The organism is Streptomyces sp. NPDC088147, assembly GCF_044741565.1.
Taxonomy (GTDB): Bacteria; Actinomycetota; Actinomycetes; order Streptomycetales; family Streptomycetaceae; genus Streptomyces.
The window spans coordinates 412,792-429,360 of sequence record NZ_JBIUSY010000005.1 but is presented as its reverse complement, the minus strand read 5'-3'; the positions used below and the strand labels follow the sequence as shown (position 1 = coordinate 429,360).

11 protein-coding genes are annotated in these 16,569 nt (G+C 73.2%); 7 read left to right on the top strand and 4 right to left on the bottom strand.

Annotated features, from left to right (window positions below; all coding sequences use genetic code 11):
• Positions 1 to 118 precede the first annotated feature (118 nt).
• Both serC and ACIOGX_RS19860 read right to left on the bottom strand, forming a co-directional pair.
• A complete protein-coding gene (gene serC, locus ACIOGX_RS19865) occupies positions 119 to 1,237 on the bottom strand; it encodes a phosphoserine transaminase (RefSeq protein ID WP_401914786.1) in 1,119 nt (372 codons plus the stop codon).
• Positions 1,238 to 1,410: 173 nt separating this feature from the next.
• Complete coding sequence (locus tag ACIOGX_RS19860; RefSeq protein ID WP_356515081.1) at positions 1,411 to 2,070, bottom strand: ATP/GTP-binding protein; 660 nt, start codon at positions 2,068 to 2,070, stop codon at positions 1,411 to 1,413.
• 219 nt (positions 2,071 to 2,289) lie between these two features.
• Between ACIOGX_RS19860 and ACIOGX_RS19855 the strand changes: the two genes are divergently transcribed.
• Positions 2,290 to 5,289: an FAD-binding and (Fe-S)-binding domain-containing protein gene (locus tag ACIOGX_RS19855; protein ID WP_401914783.1), complete on the top strand. Its 3,000-nt coding sequence runs from the start codon at positions 2,290 to 2,292 to the stop codon at positions 5,287 to 5,289.
• A gap of 154 nt (positions 5,290 to 5,443) precedes the next feature.
• Here ACIOGX_RS19855 and ACIOGX_RS19850 read toward each other — a convergent pair whose 3' ends face one another.
• Together ACIOGX_RS19850 and ACIOGX_RS19845 are read right to left on the bottom strand one after the other, a co-directional pair.
• Positions 5,444 to 6,379, bottom strand: coding sequence for an alpha/beta fold hydrolase (locus ACIOGX_RS19850; RefSeq protein WP_401768110.1), 936 nt, complete (start codon positions 6,377 to 6,379; stop codon positions 5,444 to 5,446).
• 312 nt (positions 6,380 to 6,691) lie between these two features.
• Positions 6,692 to 7,549, bottom strand: coding sequence for a LysR family transcriptional regulator (locus ACIOGX_RS19845; protein WP_356515086.1), 858 nt, complete (start codon positions 7,547 to 7,549; stop codon positions 6,692 to 6,694).
• Positions 7,550 to 7,822: 273 nt separating this feature from the next.
• Between ACIOGX_RS19845 and ACIOGX_RS19840 the strand changes: the two genes are divergently transcribed.
• The 6 genes from ACIOGX_RS19840 (at position 7,823) to ACIOGX_RS19815 (ending at position 16,514) form a co-directional block, all read left to right on the top strand.
• Positions 7,823 to 8,827, top strand: coding sequence for an EamA family transporter (locus tag ACIOGX_RS19840; protein WP_401915120.1), 1,005 nt, complete (start codon positions 7,823 to 7,825; stop codon positions 8,825 to 8,827).
• Between the two features lie 87 nt (positions 8,828 to 8,914).
• On the top strand, positions 8,915 to 9,736 hold the full coding sequence (locus ACIOGX_RS19835) for a TIGR03084 family metal-binding protein (RefSeq protein WP_401914780.1): 822 nt from the start codon (positions 8,915 to 8,917) through the stop codon (positions 9,734 to 9,736).
• Between the two features lie 158 nt (positions 9,737 to 9,894).
• The gene (locus ACIOGX_RS19830) at positions 9,895 to 11,640 is read left to right on the top strand and encodes an acyclic terpene utilization AtuA family protein (RefSeq protein ID WP_401914778.1); all 1,746 of its coding nucleotides are present in this window, start codon (positions 9,895 to 9,897) and stop codon (positions 11,638 to 11,640) included.
• Positions 11,637 to 13,235, top strand: a complete 1,599-nt coding sequence (locus ACIOGX_RS19825; protein WP_401914775.1) for an acyl-CoA carboxylase subunit beta — start codon at positions 11,637 to 11,639, stop codon at positions 13,233 to 13,235. The genes ACIOGX_RS19830 and ACIOGX_RS19825 overlap by 4 nt, the downstream gene beginning before the upstream one ends.
• Before the next feature lie 13 nt (positions 13,236 to 13,248).
• A complete protein-coding gene (locus tag ACIOGX_RS19820; protein ID WP_401914773.1) occupies positions 13,249 to 15,360 on the top strand; it encodes a biotin carboxylase N-terminal domain-containing protein in 2,112 nt (703 codons plus the stop codon).
• Positions 15,357 to 16,514: an acyl-CoA dehydrogenase family protein gene (locus ACIOGX_RS19815; RefSeq protein ID WP_401914771.1), complete on the top strand. Its 1,158-nt coding sequence runs from the start codon at positions 15,357 to 15,359 to the stop codon at positions 16,512 to 16,514. Before ACIOGX_RS19820 ends, ACIOGX_RS19815 begins: the two co-directional genes overlap by 4 nt.
• The last annotated feature ends 55 nt before the right edge of the window (positions 16,515 to 16,569 follow it).

The following is a 16,569-nucleotide window of genomic DNA, read 5'->3' as shown; positions in this document are numbered from 1 at the left end:
TGTGCGTGCGCCGGGGCCCGGGAGGCGAAGCCGAGGATCACCGGATCCGAACCGTCCGAGCCAGCTCGGAGAGGGCTCGGGGAGGGCTCGGAGACCGCTCAGAGACGGGCAGGGGCTGTCAGAGGCGTTCGATCACGTAGTCGATGCACTCCGTCAGCGCCGAGATGTCCGCCGGGTCGATCGCCGGGAACATCGCCACGCGCAGCTGGTTGCGGCCCAGCTTGCGGTAGGGCTCGGTGTCGACGATGCCGTTGGCGCGCAGCGTCTTGGCGACGGCCGCCGCGTCGATCTCGTCCGCGAAGTCGATCGTGCCGATGACCTGCGAGCGCTTCGCCGGGTCGACGACGAACGGGGTCGCGTACTTGGAGGCGTCGGCCCATCCGTAGAGCGTGCGCGAGGAGGTGGCCGTACGGCGCACCGACCAGTCCAGGCCGCCCTGGGAGTTGAGCCAGGTGAGCTGCTCGTTGAGGAGGAAGAGCGTGGCCAGCGCCGGGGTGTTGTACGTCTGGTTCTTCAGCGAGTTGTCGATCGCCGTCGGCAGCGAGAAGAACTCGGGGACATGGCGTCCTGAGGCGTGGACGCGCGCGGCGCGCTCCAGCGCGGCCGGCGAGAAGACGCCGATCCACAGGCCGCCGTCGGAGGCGAAGGACTTCTGCGGGGCGAAGTAGTAGACGTCCGTCTCGGCGATGTCGACCGGCAGGCCGCCGGCGCCGGAGGTCGCGTCGACCAGCACGAGCGACCCTTCGTCGGCGCCCGCGACGCGCTTGAGCGGGGCCGCGACACCGGTGGAGGTCTCGTTGTGGGTGAACGCGTAGACGTCGACGCCCGCCTCGGCCTCCGGGTCCGGGTGCGAGCCGGGGTCGGCGGAGATGACGGTCGGGTCGGCCAGCCACGGCGCGAGCTTCGCCGCCTTGGCGAACTTGGAGGAGAACTCACCGAAGGAGAGGTGCTGAGACTTGTTCTCGATCAGTCCGTGCGTCGCGATGTCCCAGAAGGCGGTGGAGCCGCCGTTGCCCAGGATCACCTCGTAGCCCTCGGGAAGCTCGAAGAGGCTCCGTACGCCCTCGCGCACCGCGCCGACCAGCTTCTTGACCGGGGCCTGGCGGTGGGACGTGCCGAGGAGCGAGGTACCGGTGGCGGCCAGCGCGTCCACCGCCTCCGTCCGCACCTTGGAGGGGCCTGCGCCGAAACGGCCGTCGGCGGGCTTGATGTCAGCGGGAATCTGGATATCGGCCACGGGCCGGAGCGTAGTCCCTTACGTCACACGGCCGAAAACCGTGTCCGTCGGGTGAGACACCCGCGCGGGCGGCGGAAAGGGGGTCACGACGGCCCCGCGCGTGTCGCCGCCGCCCCGGCCTCCCGCCCGGAGCTTCACCCGTACGGAGTACGACGGTCGGAGTGTGACGGTCCTCAGGGGGACACCCCCGGGGCGGACACCCCCGGGGCCGCCGCTCTCTTCTCGGACAGGGCGTGGAGGTACTCGACGAGCGTGATCAGTACGTATTTGCTGGAGGAGCGGTCCCGCGCGTCGCACTCCACGAGCGGCACGTCCGGCGTCAGGACGAGCGCCGCGCGGATCTCCTCCTCGGTGTGGACGGGCCCGCCGAAGTCGTTGCAGGCCACCATGAAAGGTATGCCGTGGTGCTCCAGCCGGTCGATCGCGTACCAGGAGTCGGAGAGACGGCGGGTGTCGACGAGTACGACCGCGCCGAGGGTGCCGGAGAAGAGCCGGTCCCAGAGATACCAGAAACGTTCCTGCCCAGGGGCCCCGAAAAGATAGAGCACCGAGCGCGCGTCGAGGGAGATCCGGCCGAAGTCGAAGGCGACGGTGGTCGTGTTCTTTCTCTGGAGTCCGTCGAGTCCCGCGAGTTCGCCGATGTCCTGGCCCGCGCGCGTCATCGCCTCCTCGGTGTTGAGAGGGCGGATCTCGCTGACGGAACGGACCATGGTCGTCTTGCCGACGGCGAAGCCGCCGACGATGACGATCTTCAGGCCGTTGTCGGCGGTACTGGCCAGGTTCGGCCGGGCCGTTGACGGGCTGGTGGCCCGTTCGGAGGTTGCGGAGTCCAACGCGCACCTGCTCCAGGATGTGGGGATCGGGAAGGCGGTCGGCCGCCCGGCCGTCCGGGGATGAGGGGCGCGGGCGCTGTTGGATAGTGCTCAAACGGTGGCCACTATATGAGAATTGACGATCAGTTTGGGAGGTTCCTGTTTCCTTTCTTCGCTGTTCCGGGAGCGGCGAACCAGGAAAAACCGGGACGGTGAGTGCGACGGGGGCATGCTGGATTCATGGCTGAGCGCGAAACGCGGGATACGCGGGATACACGCACCGCACGAAAAGCGACGGCACGGGCGGGAGACACGGCACCGGCCACCGAACTGGCCGCTGCGCTGACGGCGGCCGTGCGCGGCGAGGTGGACTTCGGCGCGGCTGCCAGAGCCCTGACCACCATGGACGCGTCCAACTACCGGCGGGTACCGGTCGGCGTCGTCGCCCCGTACGACGCGGCGGACGTGGCGGCGGCGCTGGCGGTCTGCCGTACGTACGGGGTGCCGGTGGTGCCGCGCGGCGCCGGGACCTCGATCGCCGGGAACGCCACGGGCCTGGGCGTGGTGCTCGACCTCACACGCCATCTGCGGTCGATCGTGTCGGTGGACGCGGCGGCGCGCACGGCGGTCGTCCAGCCCGGAGTCATCCTGGACGAGCTGCGCGAGGCCGTACGGCCGCACGGGCTGACGTTCGGCCCCGATCCGTCCACGCACAGCCGGTGCACGCTCGGCGGGATGATCGGCAACAACTCGTGCGGAGCGCACTCGGTGGCCTGGGGCACGACGGCCGACAACGTCCACGAGCTGTCGGTGACCACCTACGGCGGCGACGCACTGCGCCTCGGCAGGAGCTGGGACGGCGCCCCGGCCGGAGTGCGCGAGCTGGTGGAGAGCAATCTCGCGCCGCTGCGCACGGGCTTCCCCGCCGGGCTGCCCCGGCGGATCTCCGGCTACGCGCTGGACGCGCTGCTGCCCGAGGCCGGCCCCGATCTGGCCCGCGCCTTCTGCGGCAGCGAGGGCACGCTCGGGGTTGTCACCGAAGCGACGGTACGGCTCGTCGAGTCGCCCCCGGCCCGCGCCCTGGCCGTCCTCGGCTACCCGGACGAGAGCGCCGCCGCCGAAGCCGCGGCCGGGCTGCTCCCGTACGGTCCGCTGACGGTCGAGGGCATGTCCGAGGACCTCGTGCGCGTACGGGGCGACGGCGGGCACGGACTGCCGCGCGGCGGGGCCTGGCTGTTCGTGGAGACCGGCGGCGCGACGCCCGGCGAGGCGCGGGCCGCCGCCGCCACGATCCTGCGCGCGGCCGACGCGCTGGACGGGACGGTCGTGGCCGACCCGGCCGGACAACGGGCGCTGTGGCGCGTACGGGAGGACGCCGCGGGGACCGCGACCCGGATGCCCGACGACACGGAGGCGTGGCCGGGCTGGGAGGACTGCGCGGTGCCGCCCGCCCGGCTGGGCGCGTATCTGCGCGACTTCCGCGCGCTGCTCGCGGAGCACGGCCTGCGCGGCACGCCCTACGGGCACTTCGGCGACGGCTGCATCCATGTCCGTATCGACTTCGATCTGCTGACCGACGACGGCGTACGGCGCTTCCGGCGCTTCTCGGAGGAGGTGGCATCGCTGGTCGTCGCGCACGGCGGCTCGCTCTCGGGCGAGCACGGCGACGGACTGGCGCGCTCGGAGCTGCTGCCGAGGATGTACGGGGAGGAGCTGGCCGGGCTCTTCGGCCGGTTCAAGGACCTGTGGGACCCGGCGGGCGGGATGAACCCGGGCGTGCTGGCCCGCCCGGCACGGCTCGACGAGAATCTCCGCTTCGCGGTGCTGCCGCGCGAGCGCGTCGAGGTCGCGTTCGGCTATCCGCACGACGGGCCGGGAGGCGGGGACTTCTCGGCGGCCGTGCGCAGGTGTGTGGGCGTCGCCAAGTGCCGGGTGGGCGGGCCGGGCCCGGGAGCGACAGCGGGTTCCGGGCCGGGTTCGGGGCAGGGCTCCGGGGTGGCTTCCGGGCAGGGCTCCGGGTCGGGGGTGATGTGTCCGTCGTTCCGCGCGACGGGCGAGGAGCAGCACTCCACGCGCGGGCGCGCCCGGCTGCTCCACGAGATGCTCGCGGGCGAGGTGGTGACGGACGGCTGGCGCTCGACGGAGGTACGGGACGCGCTGGACCTCTGTCTGTCCTGCAAGGGCTGCCGCAGCGACTGCCCGGTGGGCGTGGACATGGCCACGTACAAGGCGGAGTTCCTGCACCACCACTACGCGGGCCGGATGCGGCCCGCCGCGCACTACGCGATGGGCCTGCTGCCGCGCTGGCTGCGGCTGGCGGCGCCGTTCGCGCGGGTGCTGAACGCGGCGGCGCGGGTGCCTCCGCTGGCGTCGCTCGCCAAGCGGCTGGGGGGCATCGCCCCGGAGCGTACGATTCCGCCGCTGGCGCCCGAACCGTTCGGGCGATGGCTGGGGCGGCATCTGAAGGCCCGTACGGAGGTCTTCGCGCGGAGCCGTTCCGCGGTCCTGTGGCCGGACACCTTCACCGAGTATCTGACGCCGTCGGTGGGCCGGGCGGCGGTACGGGTCTTCGAGTCGGCCGGGATCGGTGTCGTGGCGCCGCCTCAGGGGGGCCGGGTCTGCTGCGGACTGACGTATGTCTCGACGGGCCAGCTCGACCGCGCGCGTACGGTCATGCGCCGCACGCTGGACCTGATGGAACCGCTGCTGGACGCCGGCCTGCCGGTCGTCGTCCTGGAACCGAGCTGCGCGGGCGCGCTCACCACGGACCTGCCGGAGCTGCTCGGCGACGACCCGCGCGCGGCGCGGCTGGCCGCGTCCGTACGGACCTTCGCCCAGGCCCTGGAGGAGTGCGCGCCGTGGTGGCGTCCGCCCCGGCTCGACCGTCGGGTCACCGGCCAGACGCACTGCCACCAGCACGCGGTCCTGGGCGACGAGGCGGACCGCAGGCTGCGTGAACGCGCGGGCCTGACCGGCGAACTGAGCGGCGGCTGCTGCGGGCTGGCGGGCAACTTCGGCTTCGAACGCGGCCATTACGAGGTCTCGGTGGCCTGCGCGGAGGACCAGCTGCTGCCGTCGGTGCGGGCGGCCGGAGAGGGGACGGAGATCCTGGCGGACGGCTTCTCGTGCCGTACCCAGCTGGCGCAGCTGGGCGGCCACCGGGCACGGCATCTCGCGGAGGTGCTCGCGGAGGCGCTGAAGGAGGCGGAATCGACGGGGAGTCCGGCCGAGGGGCGGTGACGGGAGGGGCGGTCCGGCGGTGGCCTTCGCGCCGTGCACCGTCCGGATCCCTCGGCCGGATCCCGTGCTTCTGTGTGTGCTCCTGCTGCTCCTGCCTGCTCCCGTGCTCCTGCCTGCTCCTGCCCCTGCTCCCGCGCCGGCGCGCTCGCGCGCGTCAGCTCGCGGTGGGCCGGCGCCTGCGGGTCGCGGAGACCAGGCTCGCCCCCGCGATGACGGCGGCTCCGGCGACCCCGACGACGACGGACGGGGTGGGGCCCGTGGCGGCCAGCGTTCCGTCGGGCTCACCGCCCGCCGCCCGCGACCGGGCGGCATCGAGGATCAGGTCGGTGACGGCCCTGGGATCGGCGAGCATGGCGAGGTGCGGGGCATTGATCTCGACGGTATGAGATCCGGCCCGCTTGGCCTCGAAGCGCTCCAGCTCGGGGGAGATGGTCTTGTCCTGGGTGGAGACGAGGGCCCAGGAGGGGATGGTCTTCCAGGCGGCGGGTCCGGCCGTGTCGGCGAACGCCTGGGCGGCGATGGGGCGTTGCGTCGCCGCCAGTACCGCTGTGGTGGCCTCGGGCAGCGAGGCCGCGAACACCGGCCGGAACCGCTCGGGCTTGATGTAGAGATCGATGGCGGTGGATCCGTCCGGCTGCGTGAACGGTACGGAGTTCGTGGCCGTACCGAGTTCGCTGCCCGGGAACTTCGCCGACAGGACGGAGAGGACCTCGCCCTTGTCGGGCATCAGCGCGTTGATGTAGACGAGCGCCTTGACGTGCGGATTGCCGACCGCGGCGCCGCTGATCACCGCGCCGGCGTAGGAGTGGGCGACCAGGACGATCGGGCCCTTGATGCTTCTGAGGACGCTGGCTATGTATGCCGCGTCGCCGTGCAGGCCCCGCAACGGATTGGCGGGGGCCATGACGCGGTAGCCGTCGTTCTGGAGGTTCGGGACGACCTCGCCCCAGCTCGACGCGTCGGCGAAGGCGCCGTGCACCAGCACGATCGTCGGTTTGGCGGCGGTGACGCCGCGGGACCCCGAGTGGTCGGCGGCAGCGGCGGCGTCGGCGGCGGGTATGGCGTTGACGAGCGCCGTCGCGGTGAACATCGCGGCGAGGGCGCACGCGTGGTGCGAACGTATCCGGGGGCCGGAACGTGAACCTCTCCTCGGGCCCGGACGCGAACGTGTCCGCCGCCCGGGAGTGGATGGCATGGCCATGTCTCTCTCCTCTGCTGAAACGGGTGAGGGCGAGTCGACATCAGTGTGTTCACCCCCTGCCGAGGGGGCGCGCGGTGACGGGCATGCGGGTGAACGGGGCGCGAGCGGGCGCGAACGGGGCCCGGTTGAACGCGGTCGGACGGGGTCGAGCGGGGTCGGACGGGGTCGGGCGCCGCGGTCGGGCGCCGCGGTCGGGCGCGATCACGCTCCCGATGTCAGTTCGTGGGCCAGGGCCACGAGATGGGGAATCGCCGGATGCGCGGCGCCCTCGCGCCAGACCAGGAAGACCTGGAGCCGCGGGGCGTCGGGCAGCGGCAGGTAGGCGACCCCGGGGTGGGGGTGCACGGCGGCCGTCGAGGCGCCCGTGACGCCGATGCCGCGCGCCGCCGCGATGGTCGTCAGCCAGTCGTCGGTGTTGGTGACCGTGACGGTGGCCGAGGGACCCGCGCCCGGCGGCCACAGCGCCGGACTCGTCGTGCCCGAGACCCGGTTGACGATCAGCGGTTCCGTCACCAGGTCCGCGAGCGTCAGGGACGGACGCGCGGCCAGCGGTCCGTCGGCCGGGACCGCCGCGATCCGGGCCTCGGTGAAGAGCAGCTCCGTGACCAGCCCCGGGGTCTCCACCGGGCCGCGCAGCAGCGCCGCGTCGACCTCGCCGCGCGCCAGCCCGGCCGTACGGTCGTCGATCCGCAGCAGTTCGAGCGGGGTCCCGGGCCGCTCCCGCTCCCAGCGGCGCAGCAACGGCGTGGTGTACGGGCCGAAGGCCGACCACGCGTGGCCGAGCCTGAGCGGCCTGCGGCGCAGCCGCTCGGCGTCGAGGGCGTCGTCGAACGCGGCGACGGCCGAGGCCGCCCGCTCGCGGAAGGCGCGCCCCTCGGCGGTGAGGGCGAGATGGTGGGTGGAGCGCTCCGCGAGCCGTACGCCGAGATGCTTCTCCAGAGCGGCGAGGGTGCGGGAGACGGCGGGCTGCGTGAGATGCAGCCGGGCCGCCGCCCGGGTCACGCTGGACTCCTCGGCGATGGCGAGGAAGCAGCGGAGATGGCGCAGCTCGATGCTCATGCGCCCGGAGCATAACGGCAGCCCAATCGGTATTTCACGGGGTGGACTCCAGGGCCGTAGCGTGACGGCGGGACAGAGCCCGAATGGGCGGCGCAAAAGTGCAGTATGTTGGACCGCGAGTACATTGAAGCGAACCAAGGGAGGGATCCGGTGGAAGAGCCGCGTACCGCTGCCGCTGCCGCCGACACCGGCGCCGCTGCCGACACCGGTGCGGCTGTCGCCTTCGATGCCGCGGCGGTCGATGCCACCGTCGATGCCGCCGCCGCTGTCTCGCTGCCGGAAGCCACCGGGGCCGTCCAGGCGGCACCCCCCGGCGACTCCACCGGATCCGGCCGGCCCGCGCGCGGCAAGCGGGCCCTCGGCCCCGTCGCCCTGGTCGTGGCGGGCGGGCTCTCCGTGCAGTTCGGTGCCGCCGTCGCCGTTCTGCTGATGCCCAGGACCGGCGCCCTCGGCGTCGTCTCGCTGCGGCTCGCGCTCGCCGCGATCGTGCTGCTCGCGGTCTGCCGGCCCGCCCTGCGCGGCCACTCGCGCGCCGACTGGGGCACGGTGATCGCCTTCGGTGCCGTCATGGCCGCCATGAACTGCCTCTTCTACCAGGCGGCCGACCGTATTCCGCTGGGCGCGGCCGTCACCCTGGAAGTCATCGGGCCGCTCGCGCTGTCCGTGATCGTCTCGCGGCGGCTGGTCAACCTCCTGTGGGCGGGGCTCGCGCTCGGCGGTGTGCTGCTGCTCAGCGGCGGCGGGTTCGACCGGCTCGACCCGTTGGGCACGGCGTTCGCGCTCGGGGCGGGCGCCATGTGGGCCGCGTACATAGTCTTCAGCGCGCGTACCGGCCGGCGCTTCCCGCAGGCCGACGGGCTGGCGCTGGCGATGGCGGTCGGCGCGCTGCTCGCCCTCCCGCTGGGTATCGTGGAGTCCGGCTCGAAACTGCTGGTGCCCTCCACGCTCGGGCTCGCTCTCGCGGTCGCGGTGATGTCCTCCGTCCTCCCGTACACCCTCGAACTGCTCGCCCTGCGGCGGCTGCCCGCCCCGACGTTCGCCGTGCTGATGAGTCTGGAACCGGCCATCGCGGCGACCGCCGGTTTCCTCGTCCTGGACCAGGCGCTGGCCGCCACCGACGCGCTGGCGATCGCGCTGGTCATCGTGGCGAGCATGGGTGCCGTACGGACGCAGATCGGCCGCGGGACCCCGAAGTCCGGCCCGGAGTCCGGCCCGGAGTCCGCGCCGGCGCAAACCCCCGCGCCGGCCCGGGGCGAGGCCGGGGAAGAGACCCTGTAACAGCAAAGCAAGCACGCTTGATTGTTTCTCCGGGCACTGCCATGCTCCGGGGCACGCACACCGCCGTGTCCCGAGGGGAGCGCATCCGTGTCCGACTCCGGCTCTGCCGCAGTGCACGACGATCCGCACAGCGACCTGCTCGGCGATCTGCGCGGCGAGAGCGAGGAACTCGACCGGCTGGTCGCCCCGCTGGAGCCCGGAGGATGGCTTCTCGCGACCCCGTCACCCGGTTGGTCCCTCGCCCACCAGATCGCTCATCTCACCTGGACCGACTCCGCCGCGCTGCTCGCCATGACCGACCCGGGCGCCTTCGCCGCCGCATCCGATGAGGCGCGCGCCGCCCCCGGCACCTTCGTCGACGAGGGCGCGGCGGCCGGGGCCTTACTCCCGCCCGCCGAACTGCTCGCCCGGTGGCGCGACGGCCGCGCGCGGCTGCACCGGGCCCTGCGCGAGGCGCCGCCCGGCGCGCGTTTCCCCTGGTACGGGCCGCCGATGAGCGCCGCCTCCATGGCCACCGCACGGCTGATGGAGACCTGGGCACACGGGCAGGACATCGCGGACGCGCTCGGCGTACGGCGCGAACCGACCGCGCGGCTGCGGCATGTGGCGTGGATCGGTGTACGGGCCCGTGACTACGCCTATCTCGTCCGGGGCGCGCGCCCGCCCGCCGAACCCTTCCGCGTCGAACTGACCGGTCCTGGCGGGGAGGTGTGGACGTACGGCCCCGAGGACGCCGTCCAGCGGGTGACCGGGCCCGCGCTCGACTTCTGTCTGCTGGTGACCCAGCGGGCGCACCGCGCCGATCTCGCCGTACGGGCCGAAGGCGCCGACGCCGACGCGTGGCTGGACATCGCGCAGGCCTTCGCCGGACCGGCGGGCCCCGGCCGCGCGCCCAAGGGGGCCCGATGACACCCGCGTCGCCGCCCGCGCCCCCGCCCGCGCCCCCGCCCGTTTCCCCGCCCGCGCCCCCGCCCGTTCCCCCGCCCGCTTCCTCGCCAGTGCCCCTGCCCCTGCCCGCTTCCTCGCCCGCGTCCCCGCCCGTTCCCCCGCTCGCTCCGCCGCCCGGAGTGCTGCGGATCGGGAACGCCTCCGGCTTCTACGGCGACCGCTTCGACGCGCTGCGCGAGATGCTCACGGACGGCCCGCTCGATGTCCTCACCGGTGACTATCTCGCCGAGCTGACCATGCTCATCCTCGGCAGGGACCGGCTGAAGGACCCGGACGCCGGCTATGCGAAGACCTTCCTGCGGCAGCTGGAGGAGAGTCTCGGACTCGCCCACGAGCGGGGCGTCAGGATCGTCACCAACGCGGGCGGACTGAACCCGGCCGGACTCGCCGCCGCCGTGCGCACGCTGGCCGGGCGGGTGGGCGTGCCGGTACGGGTCGCCCATGTCGAGGGGGACGATCTCCTCGCCCGCGGCGGCTGGGGCGAAGGCGTCCTCACCGCCAACGCCTACCTCGGCGGCGCCGGGATCACCGCCTGCCTGCGCGCCGGAGCCGATGTCGTGGTCACCGGACGCGTGACGGACGCGGCGCTGGTGACCGGGCCCGCCGCCGCGCACTTCGGCTGGGACGCCGGCGACCCCGACCGCCCCGGTGATCTCGACGCGCTCGCGGGCGCGGTCGTCGCCGGGCATGTGCTGGAGTGCGGTACGCAGGCGACCGGCGGGAACTACTCCTTCTTCACCCGGCACGACGTACGGCGGCCCGGCTTCCCGCTCGCCGAGATCCACGCCGACGGCTCGGCGGTCATCACCAAGCACGACGGCACGGGCGGGGTGGTCGACCTCGGTACGGTCACCGCGCAGCTGCTGTACGAGACCGGCGGCGCCCGGTACGCGGGACCCGACGTCACCGCGCGCCTCGACACCGTACGGCTGGAACAGGAAGGCCCCGACCGCGTCAGGATCTCCGGCGTACGGGGCGAGCCGCCGCCCCCGGCCCTCAAGGTCGGCCTCAACCGGCTCGGCGGCCTGCGCAACGAGATCGTCTTCGTCCTCACCGGCCTCGACATCGACGCCAAGGCCCGGCTGGTGCGCGGTCAGGTGGAGGACGCGCTCGCCGGACGGCGCCCCGCCGAGGTCCGCTGGGAGCTGGCCCGTACGGACCGGCCGGACGCGGACACCGAGGAGACCGCCAGCGCCCTGCTGCGTCTCGTCGTGCGCGACAGCGATCCGGAGGTGGTGGGCCGGGCGGTCAGCGGGGCGGCGGTCGAGCTGGCGCTCGGCAGCTACCCCGGGTTCCATGTGACCGCCCCGCCGGGCAAGGGCGTGCCGTACGGGGTCTTCGAGGCGGCGTACGTGGACGCGTCCGAGGTCGCCCACACGGCCGTGCTCCCCGACGGGCGGCGGGTGGCGGTGCCCGCTCCGTCACATGCCGTGCCACCCGCCCCGGGTACCACGGCACGCGAGCCCGTCCCCGTCCCCGCCCCCGCGCCGCTGCCCCCGCCCCCGCTGCCCGAACCGCTGCCCGCCGGCCTGCCCACCCGTCGCGTGCCCCTCGGCCTCGTCGTGGGCGCCCGCAGCGGCGACAAGGGCGGTGACGCCAACGTCGGTGTCTGGGCACGGAGCGAGGACGGCTGGCGCTGGCTCGCCCATGCGCTGACGACCGACAGGTTCCGTGAACTGATCCCGGAGAGCCGGGAGCTGACCGTCGTCCGCCATCTTCTGCCCCGGCTGCGGGCCGTCAACTTCGTTGTCGAGGGGCTGCTCGGCGAGGGCGTCGCCGCGCGGGCCCGCTTCGATCCCCAGGCGAAGGCGCTCGGCGAGTGGCTGCGCGCCCGGCACGCCGATATCCCGGAGGTCCTGCTGTGACCGTGCTCCCCTCGGCCCTCGACACCGCGTCCCCCGACTACGGCGCCCACCGCGCCGCCATGCTCGGCAAACTCGACGAACTGGCCGCGGAACACGCCAAAGCCCTGGCGGGCGGCGGGGAGAAGTACGTCGCCCGGCACCGCGAGCGCGGCAAGCTGCTCGCGCGCGAGCGGATCGAGCTGCTGCTCGACCCCGACACCCCGTTCCTCGAACTGTCCCCGCTGGCCGCCTGGGGCAGCGACTACCCGGTCGGCGCGTCCATGGTCACCGGCATCGGTGTGGTCGAGGGCGTCGAGTGCCTGATCACCGCCAACGACCCGACCGTACGCGGCGGCGCCTCCAACCCGTGGACGCTGAAGAAGGCCCTGCGCGCCAACGAGATCGCCTTCGCCAACCGGCTGCCCGTCATCAGCCTGGTCGAGTCGGGCGGCGCCGATCTCCCCTCCCAGAAGGAGATCTTCATCCCCGGCGGCGCGCTCTTCCGCGACCTCACCCGGCTCTCCGCCGCCGGTATCCCCACCGTCGCGGTGGTCTTCGGCAACTCCACGGCGGGCGGCGCGTACGTCCCCGGGATGTCCGACCACACCGTCATGATCAAGGAGCGGTCGAAGGTCTTCCTCGGCGGACCGCCCCTGGTGAAGATGGCCACCGGCGAGGAGAGCGACGACGAGTCGCTCGGCGGCGCCGAGATGCACGCCCGTACGTCCGGGCTCGCGGACCACTACGCGCTGGACGAACAGGACGCGATCCGGCGCGCGCGGCGGATCGTCGCCCGGCTCAACTGGCGCAAGGCGCACCCCGATCCCGGCCCGGCCGAGCCGCCGAAGTACGACGAGGACGAGCTGCTCGGCATCGTCCCCGGCGATCTGAAGATCCCCTTCGACCCGCGCGAGGTCATCGCCCGGATCGTGGACGGCTCGGACCTCGACGAGTTCAAACCGCTGTACGGGCCGAGCCTGGTGACCGGCTGGGCGCGGCTGCACGGCTATCCGGTGGGGGTGCTCGCCAACGCGCAGGGCGTGCTGTTCTCCGCCGAGTCGCAGAAGGCGGCGCAGTTCATCCAGCTCGCCAATCAGCGCGACATCCCGCTCGTCTTCCTGCACAACACCACTGGCTACATGGTCGGCAGGGAGTACGAGCAGGGCGGCATCATCAAGCACGGCGCGATGATGATCAACGCGGTCTCGAACTCCCGTGTCCCGCATCTGTCCGTGCTGATGGGCGCCTCGTACGGTGCCGGGCACTACGGCATGTGCGGTCGCGCGTACGACCCGCGCTTCCTCTTCGCCTGGCCGAGCGCCAAGTCGGCGGTGATGGGCCCGCAGCAGCTCGCCGGGGTCCTGTCGATCGTGGCGCGGGCCTCGGCGGCGGCGAAGGGGCAGCCGTACGACGAGGAGGGCGACGCCGCGCTGCGCGCGGTGGTGGAGCGGCAGATCGAGTCCGAGTCGCTGCCGGTGTTCCTGTCGGGGCGGCTGTACGACGACGGGGTCATCGACCCGCGCGACACCCGTACCGTCCTCGGCCTGTGCCTGTCCGCCGTCCACACCGCCCCGGTCGAGGGCGTGCGGGGCGGCTTCGGCGTCTTCCGGATGTGAGGTTGAGGTCCAGATGATCGAGTCCTTGCTCGTCGCCAACCGGGGCGAGATCGCCTGCCGGGTCTTCCGGACCTGCCGCGAACGGGGGATCGCCACCGTCGCGGTCCACTCGGACGCCGACGCGGGCGCCCTGCACGTACGGGAGGCGGACGCGGCCGTACGGCTGCCGGGGGCCGCGCCCGCCGACACCTATCTGCGCGGCGACCTGATCGTGCGGGCGGCGCTCGCGGCGGGCGCCGACGCGGTGCATCCCGGGTACGGCTTCCTCTCCGAGAACGCGGAGTTCGCGCGGGCCGTGCTGGACGCGGGCCTCGTCTGGGTCGGGCCGCCGCCCGGCGCGATCGAGGCGATGGCGTCCAAGACCCGGGCGAAGAAACTGATGGCGGCGGCGGGCGTACCGCTGCCGGCGCTGGTGGATCCGGCCACCGCCACCGGGGCCGACCTGCCGCTGCTGCTGAAGGCGGCGGCGGGCGGCGGTGGCCGCGGTATGCGGATCGTGCGCGAACTCGCCGTACTGGACGAGGAGATGCGGGCCGCCTCGGCGGAGGCGGCGTCCGCCTTCGGGGACGGGGAGGTCTTCGCCGAGCCGTATGTGGAACGCGGCAGGCATGTGGAGGTGCAGATCCTGGCGGACGCGCACGGCACGGTGTGGGCGCTGGGCACCAGGGACTGCTCCCTCCAGCGCCGCCACCAGAAGGTGATCGAGGAGTCCCCGGCGCCCGGTCTCCCGGACGGGCTGCGTGCCGTACTGCGCGAGGCGGCCGTGGCCGCGGCCCGAGCCGTCGGCTACCGGGGCGCGGGCACGGTCGAGTTCCTGCTCTCGCCCCAGGGGCGGCCGTACTTCCTGGAGATGAACACCCGCCTCCAGGTCGAACACCCGGTGACGGAAGAGGTGTTCGGGCTGGATCTGGTGGCCCTGCAACTCGCCGTCGCGGAGGGCGCGGCGCTTCCGGCGGAGCCGCCGGCCGCCCATGGGCACGCGGTGGAGGCACGGCTCTACGCGGAGGATCCGGCGGCGGGGTGGGCGCCCCAGACGGGGCGGCTGCACGCGCTGGAGGTGCCGGGGGCCGGCGGCGGCCAGGTGCCGGGGGCCGGCGGCGGGGCGCCGGGGTCCGTGCCGGTGGACCCCTCCGCGCCACGCCTGCGCGTCGACACCGGTTACACGCACGGCGACACCATCGGGGTGCACTACGACGCCATGCTCGCCAAGGTCATCGTCTGGGCCCCCACCCGCGCCGAGGCACTGCGCGCGCTCCGGCACACGCTGCGGCGCGCCCGGGTGCACGGCCCCGGCACCAACCGGGAGCTGCTCGTACGGTCGCTCGGCCACCCCGATGTCACCGGCGGACGGTTCGACACCGGGTTCTACGAACGCCATCTGGACGCGCTCACCGCCCCCGCCCCGGGCGAGCGGCACGCGGCCGTCGCCGCCGCGCTCGCCGACGCGGCGGCACGTACCACCGGCGGCACGCTCCCCGCGCGGCTCGGCGGCTGGCGGAACATGGCCGCCCCCGCACAGCGCAAGACGTACGGGGAGCACGAGGTGCGCTACCGGGCCACCCGGGACGGGTTCGTCGTGGAGGCCGAGGAAGGTGAGGTAGGCGACGAGGTGCGGGTGGTCGCCCTCTCCCCTCACCGCGTCAGCCTCGACATCGGCGGTGTCGTACGGCACTTCGACGTCCGTACGTACGGCGACGAGGTCCATGTGGACAGCGCCACCGGCGCGTACCGGCTGATCGCCCGGCCCCGGTTCAGCGAGACCGGCCACCGCACCCCGCCCGGATCGCTGCTCGCGCCGATGCCCGGCACCGTCGTACGGCTCGCCGCCGGGCTGGCCGAAGGCGCCCGGGTCACCGCAGGACAGCCGCTCATCTGGCTGGAGGCCATGAAGATGGAGCACCGCGTCACCGCTCCCGCCTCCGGCACGCTCACCGCACTCCATGCCGCGCCCGGCCGGCAGGTCGAGGTCGGCGCCCTGCTCGCCGTCGTCACCGACACAGACGGCGACACAGACGGACAGGACGCACAGGACGCACCGGACGCACAGGACACGCAGGACGGACAGCACACGCAGGACGCACAGGACGGCCAGGAAGCCCACGCCCAGGAGGAATCCTCACCATGAGCCGAAGCACCGGAAGTGGCCACAGCGGCATCATCGAGAGCGAAGAGCACACCGCACTGCGCGCCGCCGTCGCCGCCCTCGGCCGGCGCCACGGACGCGGATACGACCGCGAAACCCTCTGGCGCGAGGCGGGCAAGCTCGGCTATCTCGGCGTGAACCTCCCCGAGGAGTACGGCGGCGGAGGCGGCGGGATCACCGAACTCTGCCTCGTACTGGAGGAGTTGGGAGGAGCGGGCTGCCCGCTGCTGATGATGGTCGTCTCGCCCGCCATCTGCGGCACCGTGATCTCCCGCTTCGGTACGGACGAGCAGAAGCGGCAGTGGCTGCCCGGTCTCGCCGACGGCTCCCGCACCATGGCCTTCGGCATCACCGAACCCGACGCGGGCTCCAACTCCCACCGGATCACGACCACGGCGCGCAGGGACGGCGACGACTGGGTGCTGAACGGCCGTAAGGTCTTCGTCTCCGGTGTCGACCTCGCCGACGCGACGCTCATCGTCGGCCGTACCGAGGACGCGCGGACCGGCAGCCTCAAGCCGTGCCTGTTCATCGTCCCCCGCGACACCGAGGGCTTCCACCGCTCCCCGATCGAGATGGAACTCCGGGCCGTGGAGAAGCAGTTCGAGCTGGTCCTCGACGACGTACGGCTGCCCGCCGGCGCACTCGTCGGCGACGAGGACGCCGGGCTGCTCCAGCTCTTCGCCGGGCTCAACCCCGAGCGCGTCATGACCGCCGCCTTCGCCCTCGGCATGGGCCGCTACGCGCTGGACCGGGCTGTCGAGTACGCCAGGACCCGCCAGGTGTGGAAGGAGCCGATCGGCGCCCACCAGGCCATCGCGCACCCGCTCGCCCAGGCCCATATCGAACTCGAACTCGCGCGCCTCATGATGCGGAAGGCCGCCCACCTCTACGACGCGGGCGACGACACCGGCGCGGGCGAGGCCGCCAACATGGCCAAATACGCCGCCGGGGAAGCCTGCGTCAGGGCCGTCGACCAGGCCGTACACACGCTCGGCGGCAACGGGCTCACCCGTGAGTACGGTCTGGCGTCCCTCATCAGCGCCGCCCGCGTGGCCCGGATCGCGCCCGTCAGCCGGGAAATGATCCTGAACTACGTATCCCATCAGTCCCTGGGTCTCCCCAAGTCCTATTGATACGGAGGATCCTGTCTCTCCCGGTACTCCCCGTACGTCGAGTACTCCCCGTACA

Coding starts and splice junctions, on each gene's coding strand:
- ACIOGX_RS19855 (WP_401914783.1), top strand. CDS start 2,290: ATGGCTGAGCGCGAAACGCGGGATACGCGGGATACACGCACCGCACGA.
- ACIOGX_RS19850 (WP_401768110.1), bottom strand. CDS start 6,379: ATGTTCACCGCGACGGCGCTCGTCAACGCCATACCCGCCGCCGACGCC.
- ACIOGX_RS19845 (WP_356515086.1), bottom strand. CDS start 7,549: ATGAGCATCGAGCTGCGCCATCTCCGCTGCTTCCTCGCCATCGCCGAG.
- ACIOGX_RS19820 (WP_401914773.1), top strand. CDS start 13,249: ATGATCGAGTCCTTGCTCGTCGCCAACCGGGGCGAGATCGCCTGCCGG.
- ACIOGX_RS19815 (WP_401914771.1), top strand. CDS start 15,357: ATGAGCCGAAGCACCGGAAGTGGCCACAGCGGCATCATCGAGAGCGAA.